This window comes from Rhodococcus sp. BH5, assembly GCF_027583855.1.
Taxonomy (GTDB): domain Bacteria; phylum Actinomycetota; class Actinomycetes; order Mycobacteriales; family Mycobacteriaceae; genus Rhodococcus_F; species Rhodococcus_F qingshengii.
The window spans coordinates 117,292-134,129 of the sequence record NZ_JAJHVW010000003.1; the positions used below are offsets into that span (position 1 = coordinate 117,292).

The window sequence follows — 16,838 nt, forward strand, 5'->3', positions numbered from 1 at the left end:
CACAACCATGTGATGCGGCGCGCGGTTGCATCCCTTTACCGAGGAGCGGCCATGACGCGTTTGCTGAGCGAACCTGTGTGGGAATCGAAGATCTTCGACGGCGAATGGGTTCGCGGTAGCGCCGACGATCGTATTGTCGTCGAGCCGGCCACCGGCAAGCAGTTGACGACGGTCGGCATGGCAACACCAGACGACGTGGCAGCCGCTGCAACAAAAGCTACTGCCGCTCAGAAGGATTGGGCAGCAAGGCCGTACACCGAACGAGCCGCCGTTCTACGCCGCGCCGGTCAACTGTTCGAGCGGTACGCCGACGAAATCGGCGAATGGGTAATCCGCGAGGCCGGCAGCATTCCCGCCAAAGCCGGACTGGAAACCCACACCGCTGCCGAAGAGTGCTACAACGCAGCAGCTTTGGCCGCACACCCCGTCGGCGAGGTGCTGCGCTCGGAGCAACCGCGACTGAGCTTCTCTCGTCGCGTCCCCGTCGGCACCGTCGGCGTCATCGCACCGTTCAACTTCCCGATCATTCTGTCGATCCGTGCAGTCGCTCCCGCACTGGCACTGGGCAATTCGGTGATCCTCAAGCCTGATCCGCGCACGGCGATCTGTGGCGGTGTGGTTCTTGCCCGCATCTTCGAAGAAGCCGGTTTGCCTGCCGGAGTGTTCGGCATGCTGCCGGGTGGCGCTGACGCCGGTGAGGCAATCGTGGTTCATCCGAGCGTTCGCGTCATCGCATTCACCGGGTCGACCCGGGCAGGACGCGCTGTCGGTGAACTGGCGGGCCGCCATCTCAAACGAGCACACCTCGAACTCGGGGGAAACAACGCACTGATCGTCATGGACGACGTCGACCTCGAAAAGGCCGCATCTGTAGGCGCTTTCGGATCCTTCATGCACCAGGGGCAGATCTGCATGACCACCGGCCGCCAACTCGTCCACGAAAGTATCGCCGCCGACTACACCGCACTCCTTGCCGAACACGCCGACAAGCTTCCGGTAGGCGACCCGTTCACCGGTCAGGTCGCACTCGGACCCATCATCGACTCCGGACAACGCGACCACATCCACTCCCTGGTCACCGGAAGCATCGCGGCCGGAGCAAAACTGGCGGCCGGCGGCACCTACGAAGATCTCTTCTACCGGCCCACCGTGCTGGCCGACACCCCACTCACCGCGCCGGCATTCGCCGACGAAGTCTTCGGGCCAGTCGCACCGGTCACCTCCTTCGCCACCGTCGAACAGGCCGTCGCCATAGCCAATGATTCCGAGTACGGACTGTCACTGGGCATTCTGACCTCCGACGCCATGCGAGGGCTCGAGCTCGCCCAACAAATCCCCACCGGCCTCGTACACATCAACGATCAGACCGTCGGCGACGAAGCAGTCATCCCGTTCGGCGGTATGGCGTCTTCGGGTAACGGTGGCCGCGTCGGCGGTATCGGCGCAAACCTCGACGCCTTCACCGAAACGCAGTGGGTGACTGCGCAGAGCGCACTCCCGGTCTACCCCTTCTAGTCCGGAACACGCCGAGTTGGTCCTGAATACACCGAGCTGGCCCCAGGGGCTCACTGACCAGCATTGACGGGATCGATCTCGCGGACTTACCATCCAGAGAAAATTACTTCGGCACATTAAGCAATTTCTCTTGTAATTCCCGAGAAGGACCCACTTGACGAATTCAGTGACGACCGACAGCGCTGCGCAGCCAACGGTCCACGACACCCCGGATGTATCCGTCGTAACATCGCCGCGCCGCGAGGCCGTCATCATCGGGGCGCTCAGCCTGGCCGCGATGATCGTCTCGATGATGCAGACACTGCCCGTCCCGATTTTGGGGCGTATTCAGTCCGATCTGGGCGCATCCGCGGCCGGCATCAGTTGGGTGACGACGGCGACGTTGCTGTCGGCCGCCGTTTTCACTCCCCTGTTGGGCCGCTACGGCGATCAGCACGGCAAGAAGCGCACGCTGGTCGGCGTTCTGGTCGTCATGGTCATCGGTTCGATCGTCGCCGCACTGGCACACAATCTGCCACTTCTCATCCTCGGACGCGTCCTCCAGGGGACCGCCACCGCCATCTTCCCGCTGGCTCTGTCGGTCCTGCGCGAAGAGGTCCGCCCACACAAGCTTCCCGGCGCGATGGCATTGGTCAGCGGAACTCTCGCATTCGGCAGCGGGCTCGCCCTCGTAGCCACCGGACTTCTCACATCGGCTCCGGATGCCGACTACCGCAACGCCTTCTGGATGGCCACCGGGTTCGCGTTGCTTGCCCTCGTCGCCGTCGTCACGCTGGTTCCGGCAACCAAGCACAAGAGCGGCGGGCGCGTCGACGTCATCGGCGCGCTGAGCCTGGGCGCTGCACTCCTTCTGCTCCTGTTGTCGATTTCGCAAGGCCACCAATGGGGTTGGTTCTCACCCGTGACCATCGGTGTTTTCCTGGGCTCGATCGTGATGTTCGCAGTCTGGGTCTGGATCGAGAAGATCGTCGACGAACCACTGGTCGACATGCGAATGTTCGTCCACCGGCCCGTGATGATGGCGAATCTGGCGGGGGTCATGCTGGGCTTCGGAATGTTCGCCAACTTCCTGGGCATCTCCTATCTCGTGCAGCTTCCCCACGCCCTCACGGGATACGGATTCGACGCCAGCATTCTGCGTGCGTCGGTGGAATTCCTGCTGCCGGGTGCGATTGCCTCGCTGATCGCAGCACCGATCGGTGGGCGGCTCATCAGAGTGCGTGGGCCACGCTTCGTCCTGGGACTCACCGCCATCTGTGGTGCGGTGCCGTTCGCCTGGCTCGCGTACGACCACACGCACACCGCGTCGGTCATCGGTGCCGGCATCGTGATCGGCGCCGCCGTGAGCCTGGGCTACGCGGCCATGCCCGCGATCATCATGTCGAGCGTTCCGCGACACCAGAGTGGAATAGCCAACGGCATCAACTCGATCTCCCGTTCCACCGGCAGCGCCATGGGCAGTGCAGTGGTGACTACGATTCTCGCCTCGATGACCATCGCGAACCTGCCAGAGGGCGTATCCGCTCTGCCCAGCGAATCCGCCTTCACCGTCACCTTCGTCACTGCCGCCGTAGCTTTCGCTCTGGTCGGCCTGGTGGGTTGGTCAGGCCTCCCCAAGAGTGCGTCGACGTCTGTCAACGGCAGCGCGTGAACAGGCCTGCTCCGAACAGCTCCGCATTCACGAGATGCCCATGCGTGTGAGCATTGTGCGAGGATCGGCGGGAGGTAACAGGTCTCGAAGCTGAGCGGCTCGGCGGTCGGTGAACTGCCGACACGCGTCGTCGTCGGAGAACACCCAGAAGTCCCCACGCGCTATTGCTTCGGTCATGTGCTCGGCGGCATCGAGCGGGTCGAGTCCGGATTCGACGTTCGCCTGTTGCATTGCATCGAAGACAGCGTTTGCCGTGACGTTCGTAGTCGGCGCGTCACGCTGGGCCGCACGAAAGATCTCACTCCGGATCGAGTGTGGAACAACAGCACTGACCTGAATCGGAGAGTCGACCAACGACAGATCTTGGTGCAAGCTCTCGGTCATCGCCAGCACCGCGAACTTACTGACGATGTACGGTCCTTGCACCGCGGCGCTGTTGATCCCGCCGACAGAAGACAGATTGGCCACACACGCCGGCTTACCCACCTTCAACATCAATGGCACGAAAGCACGAAGGCAATAGAAGACGCCGTCGACGTTGATCTCCATCAACCGTCTCCACCGCGCACCACTGACTTCCCACAGCAACCCGGCCGTCTCCACTCCGGCATTGTTGACCAGCAACTCGACGCTGCCGTGACGATCGAACACATTGTCCGCCATCCTCTTCACGGCATCGGCATCCGCTACGTCCACCCCATGGACGTCAGCTCTCCCACCGGCCGCGCGAATGTCCTCGGCGACGAGCGACGCACGCTCCTCGTCGATGTCGGCAACGACCACCGTCATTCCCAGCCGCGCAAGGTGACGGGCGAACCCTGCACCGATACCGGCCCCCGCACCGGTCACGACGGCCGTGCCGGTACCGAACCGGCGTTCAGCGTGGGACATCTCCACTCCTCGGGTTGTGTCGCCGAAACTATTGCTCGACAAAGACTTCAGATTCCTTCGGGCAGAATGTTGGGATTGCACCACGTCGGTGGCTCACGTCTGGGCATCAGCCCTTGCCCGTCGAGCGCCTTCACGACCAGATCCTGATACCAGGGAAAATGAAGACTGAAGGCTACAAGGCCGGTCCGCTCGGCCGCGGGAAGAGAACACATGGCCAGTACCGTCTCGGCAAGATACTCGACGGGCTCGGTTTCGTATCCATCCGGAATGAGTGCGTCGGCGCCGGGAGTCGAGATCGCAGTGGAAGGCCCCACCGAGTTGACCGCGATATTGTCGTCCAGCACCTCCGCGGCGAGGCCCTGTGTGAACCTGTGCAGTGCTGCCTTCATCGACGCGTAAATCACGTCACCCGACGTCTTGTTGTAGTCGCGGAAGGGCCTGATCGGATTCAGTCCCGTCGAGGAACCGATGTTCACGATCCAGCCTGCGCCGCGCTCTCGCATGTAGGGGATGGCTGCCTTCGACAGGGCGAACGGCGCGCGAATGTAGTGGTCGAGGGTCCGATCGAACGTCGCCAGCGACATCTTCTCGATCGGCGCGTAGTCGGCAAACCCGGCATTGTTCACGAGGATGTCGATACCTCCGGTCCGCGAGACGACCTTCTCGATCAATCCGTCGCGAGCCTCGGAATCCTCGAGATCGGCCGGAATGGCAAGTGCACGACCGTGTTGCGACTCGATCATCTCGACGGTCTCGGACAACGTACCGCCGATGACGACATTACTGTCGGCACGGACTGCCGCGGTAGGCCGAGTCGACCGTGCGGTGACGACCACGGTTGCCCCCTCTGCCGCCAGTCGCCTGGCGATCGCCCTGCCGATGCCTCGACTGCTCCCGCTCACCAGCGCGGTCTTCCCTACCAGCGAGTGATTCAACTGCTCCTCCAAGGCTCTTCCACTTCACGACATCGAACACATGACGTATGTGTTCGACCTGAGTTCGACTGCATTTCACGCAATCGTTGTCCGCCATGTTGCATCATCCGATTCTGTTGCACAGCAACGATTCCCGCCTGACGGGAGGTGTCGAAAGGCCGGGCACATGACCAAATCCGCTATCTCCCGCTGTGTGAGATCGAAAGCATCACAACGGGTTAGGGGAAAGTAATCTTCACCAATGGCAGATGAAACGCTCTACGTGATCGATCGGATAGTCACGAAACCGGGATGCGGTCGACAGTTCGTCGACGCGCTACTCGACCAGTATTTGCCGAGTGCACAGCGTCGCGGCATGACACTCGCCGACGTACTCGTCAGCCCTCCGTTGTGGTGCGATCAAGACCCGAACACCTTGACCGTCACCTGGACGGTCGACGGCACGGCCGGCTGGTGGTCGATGACGCGCCAGGGCCGCAGAGACTCCACCCTCAGGCAGTGGTGGGATGCAATGGCTCCGCTCATAATCGAACGGAGTCGCTCCATGGCCGCCGCAGCAAAGGACATCGAAGGACTGAGCAATGTATAACGTGACAAGAGTCGTGCACGCCGCCAACGGGGCGGGCGCCGACGAGTGGACCGCTGCAGTGAAGAACATTGCCGCAGTTGCCGAATCGTCGAACGCGCTGCGTCGTCTCGTCTGTACGACACTTCCCGGCGTCATCAACGGCGGAGATCTGATCGTCCATCTTCAGTTCGAAGACGAGATGGCTTGGCAGACAGCCCGAGATGCGGTCGACGACAGCCTGCGCTGCGCCGCCGTCGACCACTTCCACGGTGCCGAGTACTCGTCCGGGACCACGGGACGTTCCGGCGCCGAAGCCGCCGGTCAGGTGTACCGAGCGCTGTTCATCCGGGTATCCCCCAGCACACCCCAGGACGTACTCGAGGAATTCGAACGGGATCTGCTCAGGATGCCTACCCATATCTCGTCGATCTGCGCCTGGCGTCTCAGCCGAGTCGACGCAGCGATCGGGCACACACCATGGACTCATGTCTGGGAGCAGGAGTTCACCGACCTCGGCTCACTGCAGACCCAGTACCTCGATCATCCGATTCACTGGGCAGTGGTGGACCGGTGGTTCGACCCCGAATGTCCCGAGGCCGTGGTCCACGACAGAATCTGTCACACGTTCGGCAATCTCACCGAGAGACTCCTGACAGTGAAGTGATCTGCCTACTCGCTACCGAGCGCCTCGCGCGTCATCGCCCAAAGCTTCTGTCGCGCAGGCTCGGTCAGTGACAAAGACGGGATAGTGAGGAAGCCGTGGAACAATCCTTCGAAGCGATGATGGCGCACCGAAACGCCAGCCGTCGCGAGCATCTGCGCATACGCGTCACCTGACGAACATGGCGGATCGAGTTCGGCTGTCACGACGACAGCAGACGGAAGACCGGCGAGCGTCTCCGCACGCGTAGGAATCACACGGGCGTCGTCGCGACCTTCAGGCGCGTACTGCTGCCAGTACCATTCCATCGCTGCGGTGGTGTTGTAGTGACCCGTGCCGTAGAGCCGATACGACTCGGTTTCGAAGTCGTCGTCGATCACGGGGTAGATGAGAACCTGAAGGGCGATTTCCGGACCACCCCGATCCCGAGCGGCAATAGCCACGGTCGCCGCGAGGTTCCCTCCCGCACTGTCGCCCACAAGTGCGATTTTACCTGCGCCGGAACCGTATTCGGCAGCATGCTCGCTGGCCCACGCCACCGCGGCGTAGACGTCGTCGTGGGCTGCCGGTGCCGGATGCTCCGGCGCCAACCGATAGTCGACGGCAACCACTACTGCGCCGACTCCCTGCGCCATCGATCGACAGAATTCGTCGTGACTGTCCAGATCACAGAACACGAAACCGCCCCCGTGAGCGAAGACCACGAGAGGAACGTCGTTCGAGGTTCCATGCGGACGAAAGACGCGAATTACCAGATCTCCACCGGGACCGTCGATTACGTGATTCTCGACTGAAAGCATGTCGGGAAGACCCGTCAGCGGCGCACGTCGGTTCCGAATCAGAGTTCGTAGCTCCGACGGCGGGACACTGGTGACATCCGGGAATCCAGCGTTGAGGGTTGCAAGCATCGTGGCGACTTCCGCTTGAATCGTCATATCGTCTCCTGGTCTCTCAGCCCGGCGGGTGGCGCTACGTCTGCGCCGGCATCCGCGTTTGTCCACTTGGCGTGTGATCACGTCAACGTAGATCGCCCACCACCAAGCAAGGAACCCGCTCTCCCGATCAGTGGTCCGTTTCCGCCGACGAGCACCGGAGGCGTCCGATCCACAGGGTGGCCTTCTTCACAAAGCAGAAAAAACATGTCATCATTCCTAATCGAAATAGCCTTGTCCAGGGCAGTTGTCCAACTTGACTACGGGATAGCAGAGGGAACACATGTCGCTCCAGCTCGAGGTCGATCCCGCAACGCCGAACGCCTTCCTCGACCGAGTCTCTCTGCTACTGGATGCGTTCGGCGGTCGAGATCGTCTCACCCTCGCCGAGATTGTCCGACGAACCGGGCTTCCAAGGTCTTCAGCCCACCGCATACTCGACCATCTGGTCCAACTTCGGTGGCTGCACCGCAGCGGCCGCGATTACACGCTCGGGTTGCGGCTCGTGGAACTCGGCTCGTTGGCCGTGTACCAGGACAGACTTCACTCAGCTGCGCATCCGCACCTGTACGAATTGCACCGGCGTACCGGACTGATCGTCGAGATGACGATTCTCGACGGCTCAAATGTGGTGTGCCGCGCCCACATGGCAGGTCGTTTCGCCAGCATGATTCCGAATCGGATCGGTTTCAGCACGCGCGCAGACGGAACTCTCGTCGGCAGGGTCCTCCACACCTTCAACAACGAGCGAGGAGAGGCGGCCGACGAGGTCCGAAAAACCGGCGTGGGATACGGCCGTGACACGCCGATCGACGGATTCGGCACGATCGCCACTCCGATCGGCCCGATCGGCGTCGCGACCTCCGCGCTGTCGATCTGCGGACCGCTCCGACAAATGCCGCTCGACGAGCGGAACTCGCCTCTCACCGGGCTTCTTCGGGAAACAGCCGCTTCCCTGTGGCGAAATGCGGGCGTCCGGACCACCGAAAGCATGCGAGCTCAGTAGGCACGAAGACTAAGCACGAAGACTGGGCACGAAAACCTCGACAGCACAATTCTATTGGCGTGGGGCAGAATCTGGAGAGTTGTACCTCCGCACGCTCAGATCAACTTCCAACTACCGGCATTGACGGGCTGCGGCAAGCCGAGAGAGTTGGCGTCGCCTTGCGCGAATCGAGCGGCGGCCTCATCGATGTCATCGAGCAACTGAGCGGCGAGGTCGATCTCCATCTGAAAATGGCGGCCTATCCATCGCAGACTCATCTCGGTAAATGCCCAGGCGGGTTCATTCTCCGAGTTATCGGCGTGTTCGATTGCCTTGAGCTTCTTTGCCTCGAGGTTGTCGATGTGATCGAGCACTATCGACTTGAGCTGATCGGGGTCGTTGAGGTGGCCGACCCACAGTCTCAACATCACTCCATGTTTGAGAACGGGGGTTTCGATCTCCGATCGGCGTGACCATGATCTGAGAGCCTCGATACCGGATTCGGTTATCGTGAACACTCGTCGACGACGCCCACCCGATTCCGAAACCTCCCGCGAACTGACGAATCCCAGCGTTTCCAGCTTTTTGAGCTCGGTATAGACCTGGCTCACCGACGGGCTCCAGTAATAGAACCCGATGCTCCAGTCGGCCCAGCTTTTCAGATCGCTGCCACTGAGTTCTTCTCCGAATGTGAGCATTCCCAGCACTGCCCAACTTGTCGCGGGCAATGCCGGGTAACACGCAGTTGCGGGATCAGGCACCGGCCCAGACTAACAAGACGTCGACCATCTGACACCGACTTGCCCACCGAGTGGTCTGTTCACGAATTCGTGCAATCAGAAAAGGTTCAATCGCAGTTCGGAGACACCGCGGATAAAGGCCGTGCCACCCCACGTCACTCCACCGTCGACGAGCTCGGTCTTCGGCGCTTTGTCGATCAACGCATTCAGGATGGTCTTGATCTCCAGCCGGGCCAACCACGCACCGAGGCAAGCGTGCGCACCGTGACCGAACGTGATGTGGTCCCGGACATTTGACCTCGACCAGTCCAATCTGTCCGCGTTCGGACCGAATCGAGTTTCATCGCGGTTTGCCGACGCCAGCCACGTCACAATGTGATTTCCGGCCGGAATCACCGCATCTCCCACCGCGTAATCCTCGGGAGCAATGCGAATCATCAACTGCGCCGTCGGCTCATAGCGCAGGACTTCTTCTACCGCGTGATCGAGCAGTGCCCTGTCGTCGACGAGTCGTTCCCACTGATCACGATGGCCCATAAGTGCATTCATGGTGAGACCGACCTGATTGACTGTGGTGTCCAGTCCGGCGATGACCAAAGTCTGCACGGTAGCGGCAACTTGATCCGGCCCGATTATCTCGCCTTCGTCGCCGGCGGAGATGAAGTCCGACAGGATGTCGTCGCCAAGATTGTTGCGCTTCCAAGCGATAACGTCCTGAAGGTGTGCCGAGAAATCACGCTGAGCGGAAATGTAGTCGCTGGTCTGCTCGGCAGTCAGAAACGGATCGAGTAGGTTGAGTCCCTTACGGGTCCACTCGAACATCGTATCGGTGTCGGCAGGTACGGGGATACCGAAAATTTCGCAGACAAGGCGAATCGGTAGCGGATGAGCAACTTCCGTCACCAGCTCGATCTCGGAGCCCCGTCCATGATCGGCAAGCAACTCGTCGACGATTTCCTTCGCCCGCGCGTCGTAACGCTTGATTGCCCTGGGCGTGAACGGGCGCGCCAGTAGCTTGCGCAATGCCAGATGGTCCGGTGGATCCAGCTTCGACAACGATGGGCGCAACAAGTAGGCGTCGCTGCCACCGGCCGCCTTGATCCGCATATTGCGCGGTGCCTCGAGTGCATACTGTTCCGACGAACTCAGCGACTTGTCCGCCAGTGCGCGTTTCACGTCGTCGTAGGCGAAAAGCATGTATACGCCATTCGAATGCTGTTGTACCGGAGCAACTTCTCGCGCAATCGCGTACCGCGCGTACGGATCGGACAGGAAGCCTGGCTCCGTTGGATCGACCAATCCCGTTCTGAGCCAATCCGTTGTGTCATGAACCGCACGCTCCGAACCCACCGGCGAAGTCATAGTCAACCTCTCGTCCTCGACAAAATCACTCACACAAGATCTGGCAGATCATTGACGCCCTCGTAAAAATCCACAGCCGAATACCACTGGTGACGAGCGTCAGCGCTGCGCTGAACTGAACTGAACTGAACTGCGCAGAGCTTCACAGTCGGACTACGAGGCAACCAACAAACCGCCCGCTGTATGGGAAATGAAGTCGCGCTCCGGACGTCGGGTTGCCACATTCTCACTGAGCGGGCGGGAAGGTGCGCTCCTTGCTGCTCGAGGACAGAATTCCCAGACGTCTTCGCCGTGAATCAGTAAGGCGGCGAGATCAATTCCGGGCAATCGTCCCGAGAAGTGATGCGAACCGGTGTCGAAGCAGATTGGAAATTGCGCATGACCGAATATGTGAACCGCGCTGTGCGAGTCGTTCGAGCTCCCCGCGGCTTGCCTGTCGTAGAAGATTTTCGGATCGACGAGGTTCCGATCCGGCCGCCCGCGGACGGCGAAGTTCTGTTCCGCGCCCACTATCTTTCGATCGATCCGGCGATACGAAGACGCCTACCGTCCACCAGCTCTGCCCCCGGGCCGTTGGGAGCTGTTGCCGGTATCGGCGACGTCGTCTTGGCTGGAGTAGTGCCTGCGCACTCCGGTTTGGACGGCATCGCAGTCGGCGAAGTGATTTCTTCGCGGCATCCTGACTTTGCGGCAGGTGATTTGGTTCGAGGCGGAACGCACTGGCAGGTTTATCACACAATCAAAGGCGCTGCCCTGGACCGCATACCGAGGGAGAATCGAGCTTCCCTAGGAGATGAACTCGGAATTCTAGGACAGCCAGGATTTGTCGCACACTGCGGAATGCGGTTGGTCGCCGACGTCCGAGAGCGAGACACAGTCGTGGTTTCGGCGGCCGGCGGAGCAGTCGGCATGGTTGCAGGCCAAATCGCGAAGCTGGCGGGCGCCCGGGTGATCGGAATCGCCGGGGGTGAGAAGACCGAATACGTTGTGGAGGAATTGGGGTTCGACGCCTGCATAGATAGGAAGACGGCGAACATCGGCGAGCAGTTGGACGAATTGTGTCCGAAGGGCGTCGACGTCTATTTCGACAACGTCGGAGGCTCGATCACGCGAGCGGTTTTCGATCGCATGGCCGATTTCGGAAGGGTCGTCGTGTGCGGAATGATCAGCGAATACAACCAGGATGAAAGCGAAGTCGGGCCTCCCCTACGCCCTGTACTACGCAAACGTCTACGCATCGAAGGGTTCATCTGCTACGACCACTACGACCGGTACCCGGAGTACCGGGCGTGGGCGTCCGCTCGAATCGCCGAAGGTGGACTGCGCTACCGCAACGATGTCACCGAGGGCATCGAAAATGCCCCAGCGGCCTTGATCGGGCAGCTTTCGGGGCACAACCGGGGGAAGCAGTTGGTGATGATTTGACAAAGGGAGACCACACGTCGTTGTGTGGTCTCCCTTTTCGATTCGTTCAGCCGATCAGGCGTCAGCCTCTGGGCCGAGCATCTACCTTGTCGTCATCGTCGTCGCGCTCGCCGGTTGCGAGCTGGACGCCGGATTTCTCGATGCTGCCGTCAGGACCTGACTTCTCGAGGTCGATCGGTGCATCACCGGTCGCAACCTCTTCGGCCTCAGGCTCTTCCGGTAGCGGCTTCTTGAGACTCAGGATGATCGAGCCTGCCAACACCACGATGATCACCGCGAGGCTGACCAGTGAGGGAATCTCGGGGATCGACGTGCTGATCACCTTGTGGCTGGCCTGCATGATCAGCTTCACGCCGATGAAGGCGAGGATGATCGACAGACCCTTGGACAGGTAGTGGAACTTCTCGAGCAGGCCCGAGAGCAGGAAGTACAGGGCACGCAGACCCAAGATCGCAAACGCGTTGCTGGAGTAGACGATGAATGGATCGTCACTCACTGCCAGCACTGCCGGGACACTGTCGACTGCGAACACGAGGTCGGCAGCTTCGATGGCGACGACGACGGCGAACAGCGGTGTTGCGACGCGCTTTCCGGCTTCCTTGACGAAGAACTTGGTTCCCGCGTATTCCTCGCGAACCGGCATGATCTTGCGCAGCAGGCGAACCGCCAGCGAGGTTCCCGGATCGAAGTTCTCGTCGTCGTCCTTGAGCAGCTTGTAGGCGCTGTAGAGCAGGATGGCGGCGAAGACGAACAGCACGGCCGTGAACTTGCTGACCACGGCAACGCCGGCGGCGAGGAAGATACCGCGGAAGATCAGGGCGCCGATGACACCGAAGAACAACACGCGGTGCTGGTATTCACGGGGCACCTTGAAGTAACCGAAGATCAGGGCGAACACGAACAGGTTGTCGACGGAGAGGCTCTTCTCCAACAGCCAGGCCGTGGTGAATTCGACGCCCGAGTTCACCCCCAAGGTCAGGGTGACGACCACCGCGAATACGAGAGACAAACCGACCCAGAGTGCACTCCACCAGGCCGCTTCCTTGAAGCCGATGACGTGCGCGCCGCGGTGGGCGAGCAGGTCGATGAGCAACATGACGACGATGACTGCGGCGAACGCGGCCCACGCCCACATGGGAACGTTCATCGCTGACCACCTACCCGAATGGCACTGATGACTGCGGTCACGGGGAGCTCCTTCACTGGGTTCGGACGGCCGTCTCGCCGTCTTCTCCAGTGTTCCTTGCCGACTTCTATCCATCACGGTCGAAATATCGACGACTTTCACACCTGAAGTTGCCGAAACCATGCAATCTGAGGGTGTTGCGTCCGAAACCGCCGCTGGACGGCATCTTGTTCTAGCCTGGCAAGCATGAGCACCTCGTTGTACTACTCCGCCGTCCGCACCACACCGCTGACCGACGACGAGAAGGCCGAAGTCGACCGACTCATCGCCGTCCACAACGACGAATTTCCGTTCGACTACGAGGTCCTGGACCTCTATCCGTCGGATATCCCCGACACTCTGCTCAACGGTTCGACAAAGATCTCGAGCGACCCGACCGAGGTAATCCCTTCGCTCGTCTACTGGTTCAACGCTCTGACCGAACTCCGGCGAGCGGTGCCCGACGCAGACTGGGACGTTTCACTCGACGACACCCCCGCCGATTGGGATGACAGCTCCGGCTATTCGCTCCCCGGGCTCGACGACATGCAGTAGCGAGTCACGGGTTCGCCAGGAGGGCGGCTCCGTAGCTCTCCAGCGCGATGAGCGCCAAACTCTGTTGGCAGCCGACGCTGGTCCACGCTGCGGTCTAACAGCTTTTCGGCCTGATCGAGTCGATACCGCACGGTGTTCTTGTGCAGACCGAGCGCCACGGCGGTAGCGGCTGCAGTGCAATTGTTCTCGTAATAGACCCGAACGGTGTCACGGATACGCGTCGTGACACCGTCCGCGCCGGCGAGGCCTTTCAATTCCCGTGCCACCAACGCACGCAGTTCGTCCAGATCTTCGGTGAGCAGACAGGGAACCTGAACGTCTTCGTAGACGGTGACCCCCGGCGAACGCGTCGAACGGACCGCGATGCGCTGCGCGGCGAGAGCCTCGCGGTGACTGCGCGCGAATCCTTCCATTCCGTAACCGCTGGCCCCCACCGCGACACGGAGGTCCGAATTCCGAGCACGATCGAGCGCCGCCCACTCATGGTCGTCGAAATGCGCGACCCACGACCACACCTCGCGCGCCCCCGAAGGCAGCGTCAGCACGCGCTCGGCATTCGACTCGTCCACAAAGGAACGCGCATACGAGTCCAATCGGGCCAATACGTCGGCGGCCGGATCGGTGTCGTCCGTCCAGAGAACAAACGCAGTGTGGTGGCGCCGCATCGGGTAGTCGAGAATCTGCGACACCTCATCGGAGTGAAGTGCTTCGCCTGCGACAATCGCGTGCACCGTCTCGGACCGACGCGCAAAAGCGCCGCGCGCCAAGCTCTCACGCTCCTTCGCATACGTTGCCACCAACAATTCGGTGGTCACTTCCAGCCATCTCATCGCCGAACCCCACACTCGGACCAGAAGTGCGCGCTTGAGTTCCGGACCGATCGGGAGTGCTTCTATCGACTCGTCGACGAAGCCCAGCATCGCGAGGCGTCCGGCACCGTAGATCTTGAGCAGGACTCGAAGATCCATACCGCGCCTGGCAACGGTGAGTGCAAGCGCAACCGACTCCGGCGGCGGCGTGACCTCCTGGGAACCGCCCGCGATCGCGGCCACGATGACGCGAAGCTGCGCCGCAGTGCTCGCATCCACATCGCGTCGTAGCTCCCGATCACCCGCCACTTCAGGATTGGCCACCGCAATGGCGTCGTCGATGCGTTGAACGAAACCGTCGATCACCTCCGGCTGGAGATAGATGGGCGCGAGATTTGCAATCCAGCCGTCCAACTCCGATGTGTCCATGGCGCCTCCCCGACTTGTCACCCTGATTGTGACTTAGTCACAAATCTATCGTCTCACTTCGGCCAAGAAACCCTAGCAACCCGGTTTCGACTGGTCCACAATCACATCTCACTGCAGATTCATCTCACTGCAACCAACCCCTATCTTTGGAGACGCTGGAGTAAATGAACAAACCTTTCGACGGTCAGGTAGTGGTCATCACCGGCGGCGCCCGGGGCATCGGATACGCCACCGCGAAGCGGCTGATCAGCCTGGGTGCGACGGTCGCGATCGGCGACATCGACGAAGCCACTCTCGCGCGAGCAGCCAAGGATTTGGGCATCCGCACGTTCGGGCGCCTCGACGTCACCGACCCCGCCTCGTTCTTCGACTTCCTCGACACCGTCGAAGGTGAACTCGGCCCGATCGACGTGCTGGTCAACAATGCGGGCATCATGCCGGTCGGACGGATCGTCGACGAGGACGACTCCGTGACCAGACGCATCATCGAGATCGATGTCCTCGGCGTGATCACGGGAACCAAGCTCGCATTGCGACGGATGCTTCCGCGCGGACGTGGACACGTCATCAACATCGCTTCGCTTGCAGGCGAACTCCCGTGCCCCGGTTTGTCGACGTACTGCGGCGCCAAGCATGCGGTGTTGGGCTTCACCGATTCTGTCCGCAAGGAAGTTCGTGGCACCGGAGTTCACATCTCGTCCGTGCTGCCGACGCTCACCAACACCCAACTCACCTCGGGCACTTCGGGAATGAAGGGATTCCGAGAGGTTCAGCCGGAGGAAATCGCCGAAGCCGTCGTCGGCTTGATCACCAAACCGCGTCCACGCGTACGTATTACGCGGGTTTCCGGGCTGCTCGTGCAGGCACAGGGCTTCTTCCCCCGGCGGCCGTACGAGGCGTTGAGCCGACTGTTCGGCGTCGAGACGCAGTTTCTCGGCGACGTCGACACCGCGGCACGTGCTGCCTACGAAGAACGCGCCCGCGCAAGCTGATCAGGTCAGCTCGGTGGCCGGCCAGTCGAGCAGCTTCGCACCCAGTACGGCAGCGTGGAGCGCGAAGCTGTCGTTGGGATCGTTGACGTTCTGACCGGTGAGTTCACGGATGCGGTCCAACCGGTACGTCACGGCACGGACGGACAAATGCAGGTCTCGGGCGGTCTTAGCCGTATTGCCGCCGGCGGAAAAGTACGCGAGCAGCGTGTCGATCATCGGTCCAGCGCCACCACGCGCCTCGAGCAGCGGTGTGAGAAGGGTGTGGATCAGGTCGGTGACCGCCGGTCTGTCGTTGACCAGAACCCGGTAGACCAGCAGGTCACGAGCATCGATGATCGGTGCGGTCAACGACAGGCGCTGCGCCAGGTCCAGTGCGTCCAGCGCCTCCCGGTACGACGCCACCACGCCCGAAGCGGTGGTTCGAGGGCGCCCGACAGCGATCTGCCACGTGCCGTCCAAAGGACGCCGCTGCAACTGCACTCGCCCGTCGTCATCGGTCCCCGGCCCGAGAGCCGACCGAATCCCTGCCAGCACGTGGTCGACGGCATCGCGATCCGGCGCCGCGAAAACGACCACCAGTTTGCCGCTCTTGCTGGCGACCAACGCATCGGCGTCACCCTTGCTACCCAGAACGGCACGTTCGACGGCGCGCACCAAAGGGTTGTCGTCGGTGAACTCACGGGCGGCGGTCACTACCGCCACGGCATGCGGACCACTGAGGTGGAGACCGAATCCTGAAGCGCGATCCAACAATCCGACGACGTCAGCGCCGCCGGTCAACAAGTCGTCGACGAACTCGCGGCGTGCCGATACCTGCGAGCGGACCAGAGAACGTCTGGCCAACTGAAACCCTTCGGCCAGTTCGGCGACGGCATCGTCGACGGCACGCAGCATCACTTCGCCGGCCGCGACGACGGCATTCGGATCCGATTGTGCCGCAATAACAGCAGGCAGTTCACGCCACAGACGCCAGGCCGAGGAGAGATACAGATCGAGCAGGGCTCGCAAGGCGACACCCTGCTGCGCTGCTTCTTCCCCGCGAGCGCGGAAGCGGTGCAGCTGGCGACGCTGCAGCGGTTTCCCTTCACAGACAGCGTCGCTGAGCACATCGAGGAAATCACCCAGCAGTTCGACGGGCAGGCCACCGGCGTCATCGGCCCCCGCCGCGGCAACCCGGCGTATGGCGTCGTCAGGTACCCCGGTTCGGCTCACCCTCGCATTCT

Annotated in this window: 16 protein-coding genes; 8 read left to right on the forward strand and 8 right to left on the reverse strand. The window is 61.5% G+C overall.

Going from position 1 to position 16,838, the window contains the following annotated elements:
• Positions 1-51 precede the first annotated feature (51 nt).
• Both RhoBH5_RS09590 and RhoBH5_RS09595 read left to right on the forward strand, forming a co-directional pair.
• The gene (locus RhoBH5_RS09590) at positions 52-1,515 is read left to right on the forward strand and encodes a benzaldehyde dehydrogenase (protein ID WP_064113642.1); all 1,464 of its coding nucleotides are present in this window, start codon (positions 52-54) and stop codon (positions 1,513-1,515) included.
• Between the two features lie 154 nt (positions 1,516-1,669).
• Positions 1,670-3,166: an MFS transporter gene (locus RhoBH5_RS09595; RefSeq protein ID WP_231917407.1), complete on the forward strand. Its 1,497-nt coding sequence runs from the start codon at positions 1,670-1,672 to the stop codon at positions 3,164-3,166.
• 27 nt (positions 3,167-3,193) lie between these two features.
• Here RhoBH5_RS09595 and RhoBH5_RS09600 read toward each other — a convergent pair whose 3' ends face one another.
• The gene (locus RhoBH5_RS09600; protein WP_007730535.1) at positions 3,194-4,057 is read right to left on the reverse strand and encodes an SDR family NAD(P)-dependent oxidoreductase; all 864 of its coding nucleotides are present in this window, start codon (positions 4,055-4,057) and stop codon (positions 3,194-3,196) included.
• A 47-nt stretch (positions 4,058-4,104) separates the two neighbouring features.
• Entirely contained in the window at positions 4,105-4,992 is an 888-nt protein-coding gene (locus tag RhoBH5_RS09605) for an SDR family NAD(P)-dependent oxidoreductase (RefSeq protein ID WP_065352789.1), read from the reverse strand.
• A gap of 241 nt (positions 4,993-5,233) precedes the next feature.
• Here RhoBH5_RS09605 and RhoBH5_RS09610 point away from each other — a divergent pair, with 241 nt between their 5' ends.
• Both RhoBH5_RS09610 and RhoBH5_RS09615 read left to right on the forward strand, forming a co-directional pair.
• Positions 5,234-5,581, forward strand: a complete 348-nt coding sequence (locus RhoBH5_RS09610; protein ID WP_007730530.1) for a hypothetical protein — start codon at positions 5,234-5,236, stop codon at positions 5,579-5,581.
• The gene (locus RhoBH5_RS09615) at positions 5,574-6,224 is read left to right on the forward strand and encodes a Dabb family protein (RefSeq protein WP_030536113.1); all 651 of its coding nucleotides are present in this window, start codon (positions 5,574-5,576) and stop codon (positions 6,222-6,224) included. The genes RhoBH5_RS09610 and RhoBH5_RS09615 overlap by 8 nt, the downstream gene beginning before the upstream one ends.
• A 5-nt stretch (positions 6,225-6,229) precedes the next feature.
• Here the strand turns inward: RhoBH5_RS09615 and RhoBH5_RS09620 are convergent, their stop codons facing one another.
• Positions 6,230-7,156 carry an alpha/beta hydrolase gene (locus RhoBH5_RS09620; RefSeq protein ID WP_270008197.1) on the reverse strand — a complete coding sequence of 309 codons (927 nt, stop codon included), beginning with the start codon at positions 7,154-7,156 and terminating at the stop codon, positions 6,230-6,232.
• 280 nt (positions 7,157-7,436) lie between these two features.
• Here RhoBH5_RS09620 and RhoBH5_RS09625 point away from each other — a divergent pair, with 280 nt between their 5' ends.
• Positions 7,437-8,159, forward strand: a complete 723-nt coding sequence (locus RhoBH5_RS09625) for an IclR family transcriptional regulator (RefSeq protein ID WP_007730520.1) — start codon at positions 7,437-7,439, stop codon at positions 8,157-8,159.
• A gap of 95 nt (positions 8,160-8,254) precedes the next feature.
• Here the strand turns inward: RhoBH5_RS09625 and RhoBH5_RS09630 are convergent, their stop codons facing one another.
• Both RhoBH5_RS09630 and RhoBH5_RS09635 read right to left on the reverse strand, forming a co-directional pair.
• Complete coding sequence (locus RhoBH5_RS09630; protein ID WP_065352790.1) at positions 8,255-8,836, reverse strand: PadR family transcriptional regulator; 582 nt, start codon at positions 8,834-8,836, stop codon at positions 8,255-8,257.
• A 138-nt stretch (positions 8,837-8,974) separates the two neighbouring features.
• Positions 8,975-10,240, reverse strand: a complete 1,266-nt coding sequence (locus RhoBH5_RS09635) for a cytochrome P450 (protein WP_007730518.1) — start codon at positions 10,238-10,240, stop codon at positions 8,975-8,977.
• Between the two features lie 378 nt (positions 10,241-10,618).
• Between RhoBH5_RS09635 and RhoBH5_RS09640 the strand changes: the two genes are divergently transcribed.
• Positions 10,619-11,665, forward strand: a complete 1,047-nt coding sequence (locus RhoBH5_RS09640; RefSeq protein WP_042451682.1) for an NADP-dependent oxidoreductase — start codon at positions 10,619-10,621, stop codon at positions 11,663-11,665.
• A gap of 61 nt (positions 11,666-11,726) precedes the next feature.
• Here the strand turns inward: RhoBH5_RS09640 and RhoBH5_RS09645 are convergent, their stop codons facing one another.
• The gene (locus tag RhoBH5_RS09645) at positions 11,727-12,812 is read right to left on the reverse strand and encodes a TerC family protein (protein ID WP_064075031.1); all 1,086 of its coding nucleotides are present in this window, start codon (positions 12,810-12,812) and stop codon (positions 11,727-11,729) included.
• A 225-nt stretch (positions 12,813-13,037) separates the two neighbouring features.
• On the opposite strand from RhoBH5_RS09645, the gene RhoBH5_RS09650 reads away from it, so the two are divergent.
• Positions 13,038-13,385, forward strand: coding sequence for a hypothetical protein (locus RhoBH5_RS09650; protein ID WP_030536118.1), 348 nt, complete (start codon positions 13,038-13,040; stop codon positions 13,383-13,385).
• Here the strand turns inward: RhoBH5_RS09650 and RhoBH5_RS09655 are convergent.
• Positions 13,352-14,623, reverse strand: coding sequence for a PucR family transcriptional regulator (locus RhoBH5_RS09655; RefSeq protein WP_270008198.1), 1,272 nt, complete (start codon positions 14,621-14,623; stop codon positions 13,352-13,354). The genes RhoBH5_RS09650 and RhoBH5_RS09655 overlap by 34 nt on opposite strands.
• 164 nt (positions 14,624-14,787) lie before the next feature.
• Between RhoBH5_RS09655 and RhoBH5_RS09660 the strand changes: the two genes are divergently transcribed.
• On the forward strand, positions 14,788-15,615 hold the full coding sequence (locus RhoBH5_RS09660) for an SDR family oxidoreductase (RefSeq protein WP_003942902.1): 828 nt from the start codon (positions 14,788-14,790) through the stop codon (positions 15,613-15,615).
• Here the strand turns inward: RhoBH5_RS09660 and RhoBH5_RS09665 are convergent, their stop codons facing one another.
• Positions 15,616-16,827 (reverse strand): PucR family transcriptional regulator, encoded by a 1,212-nt coding sequence (locus RhoBH5_RS09665; RefSeq protein ID WP_007730515.1) that lies wholly within the window; start codon positions 16,825-16,827, stop codon positions 15,616-15,618.
• Between the last annotated feature and the right edge of the window lie 11 nt (positions 16,828-16,838).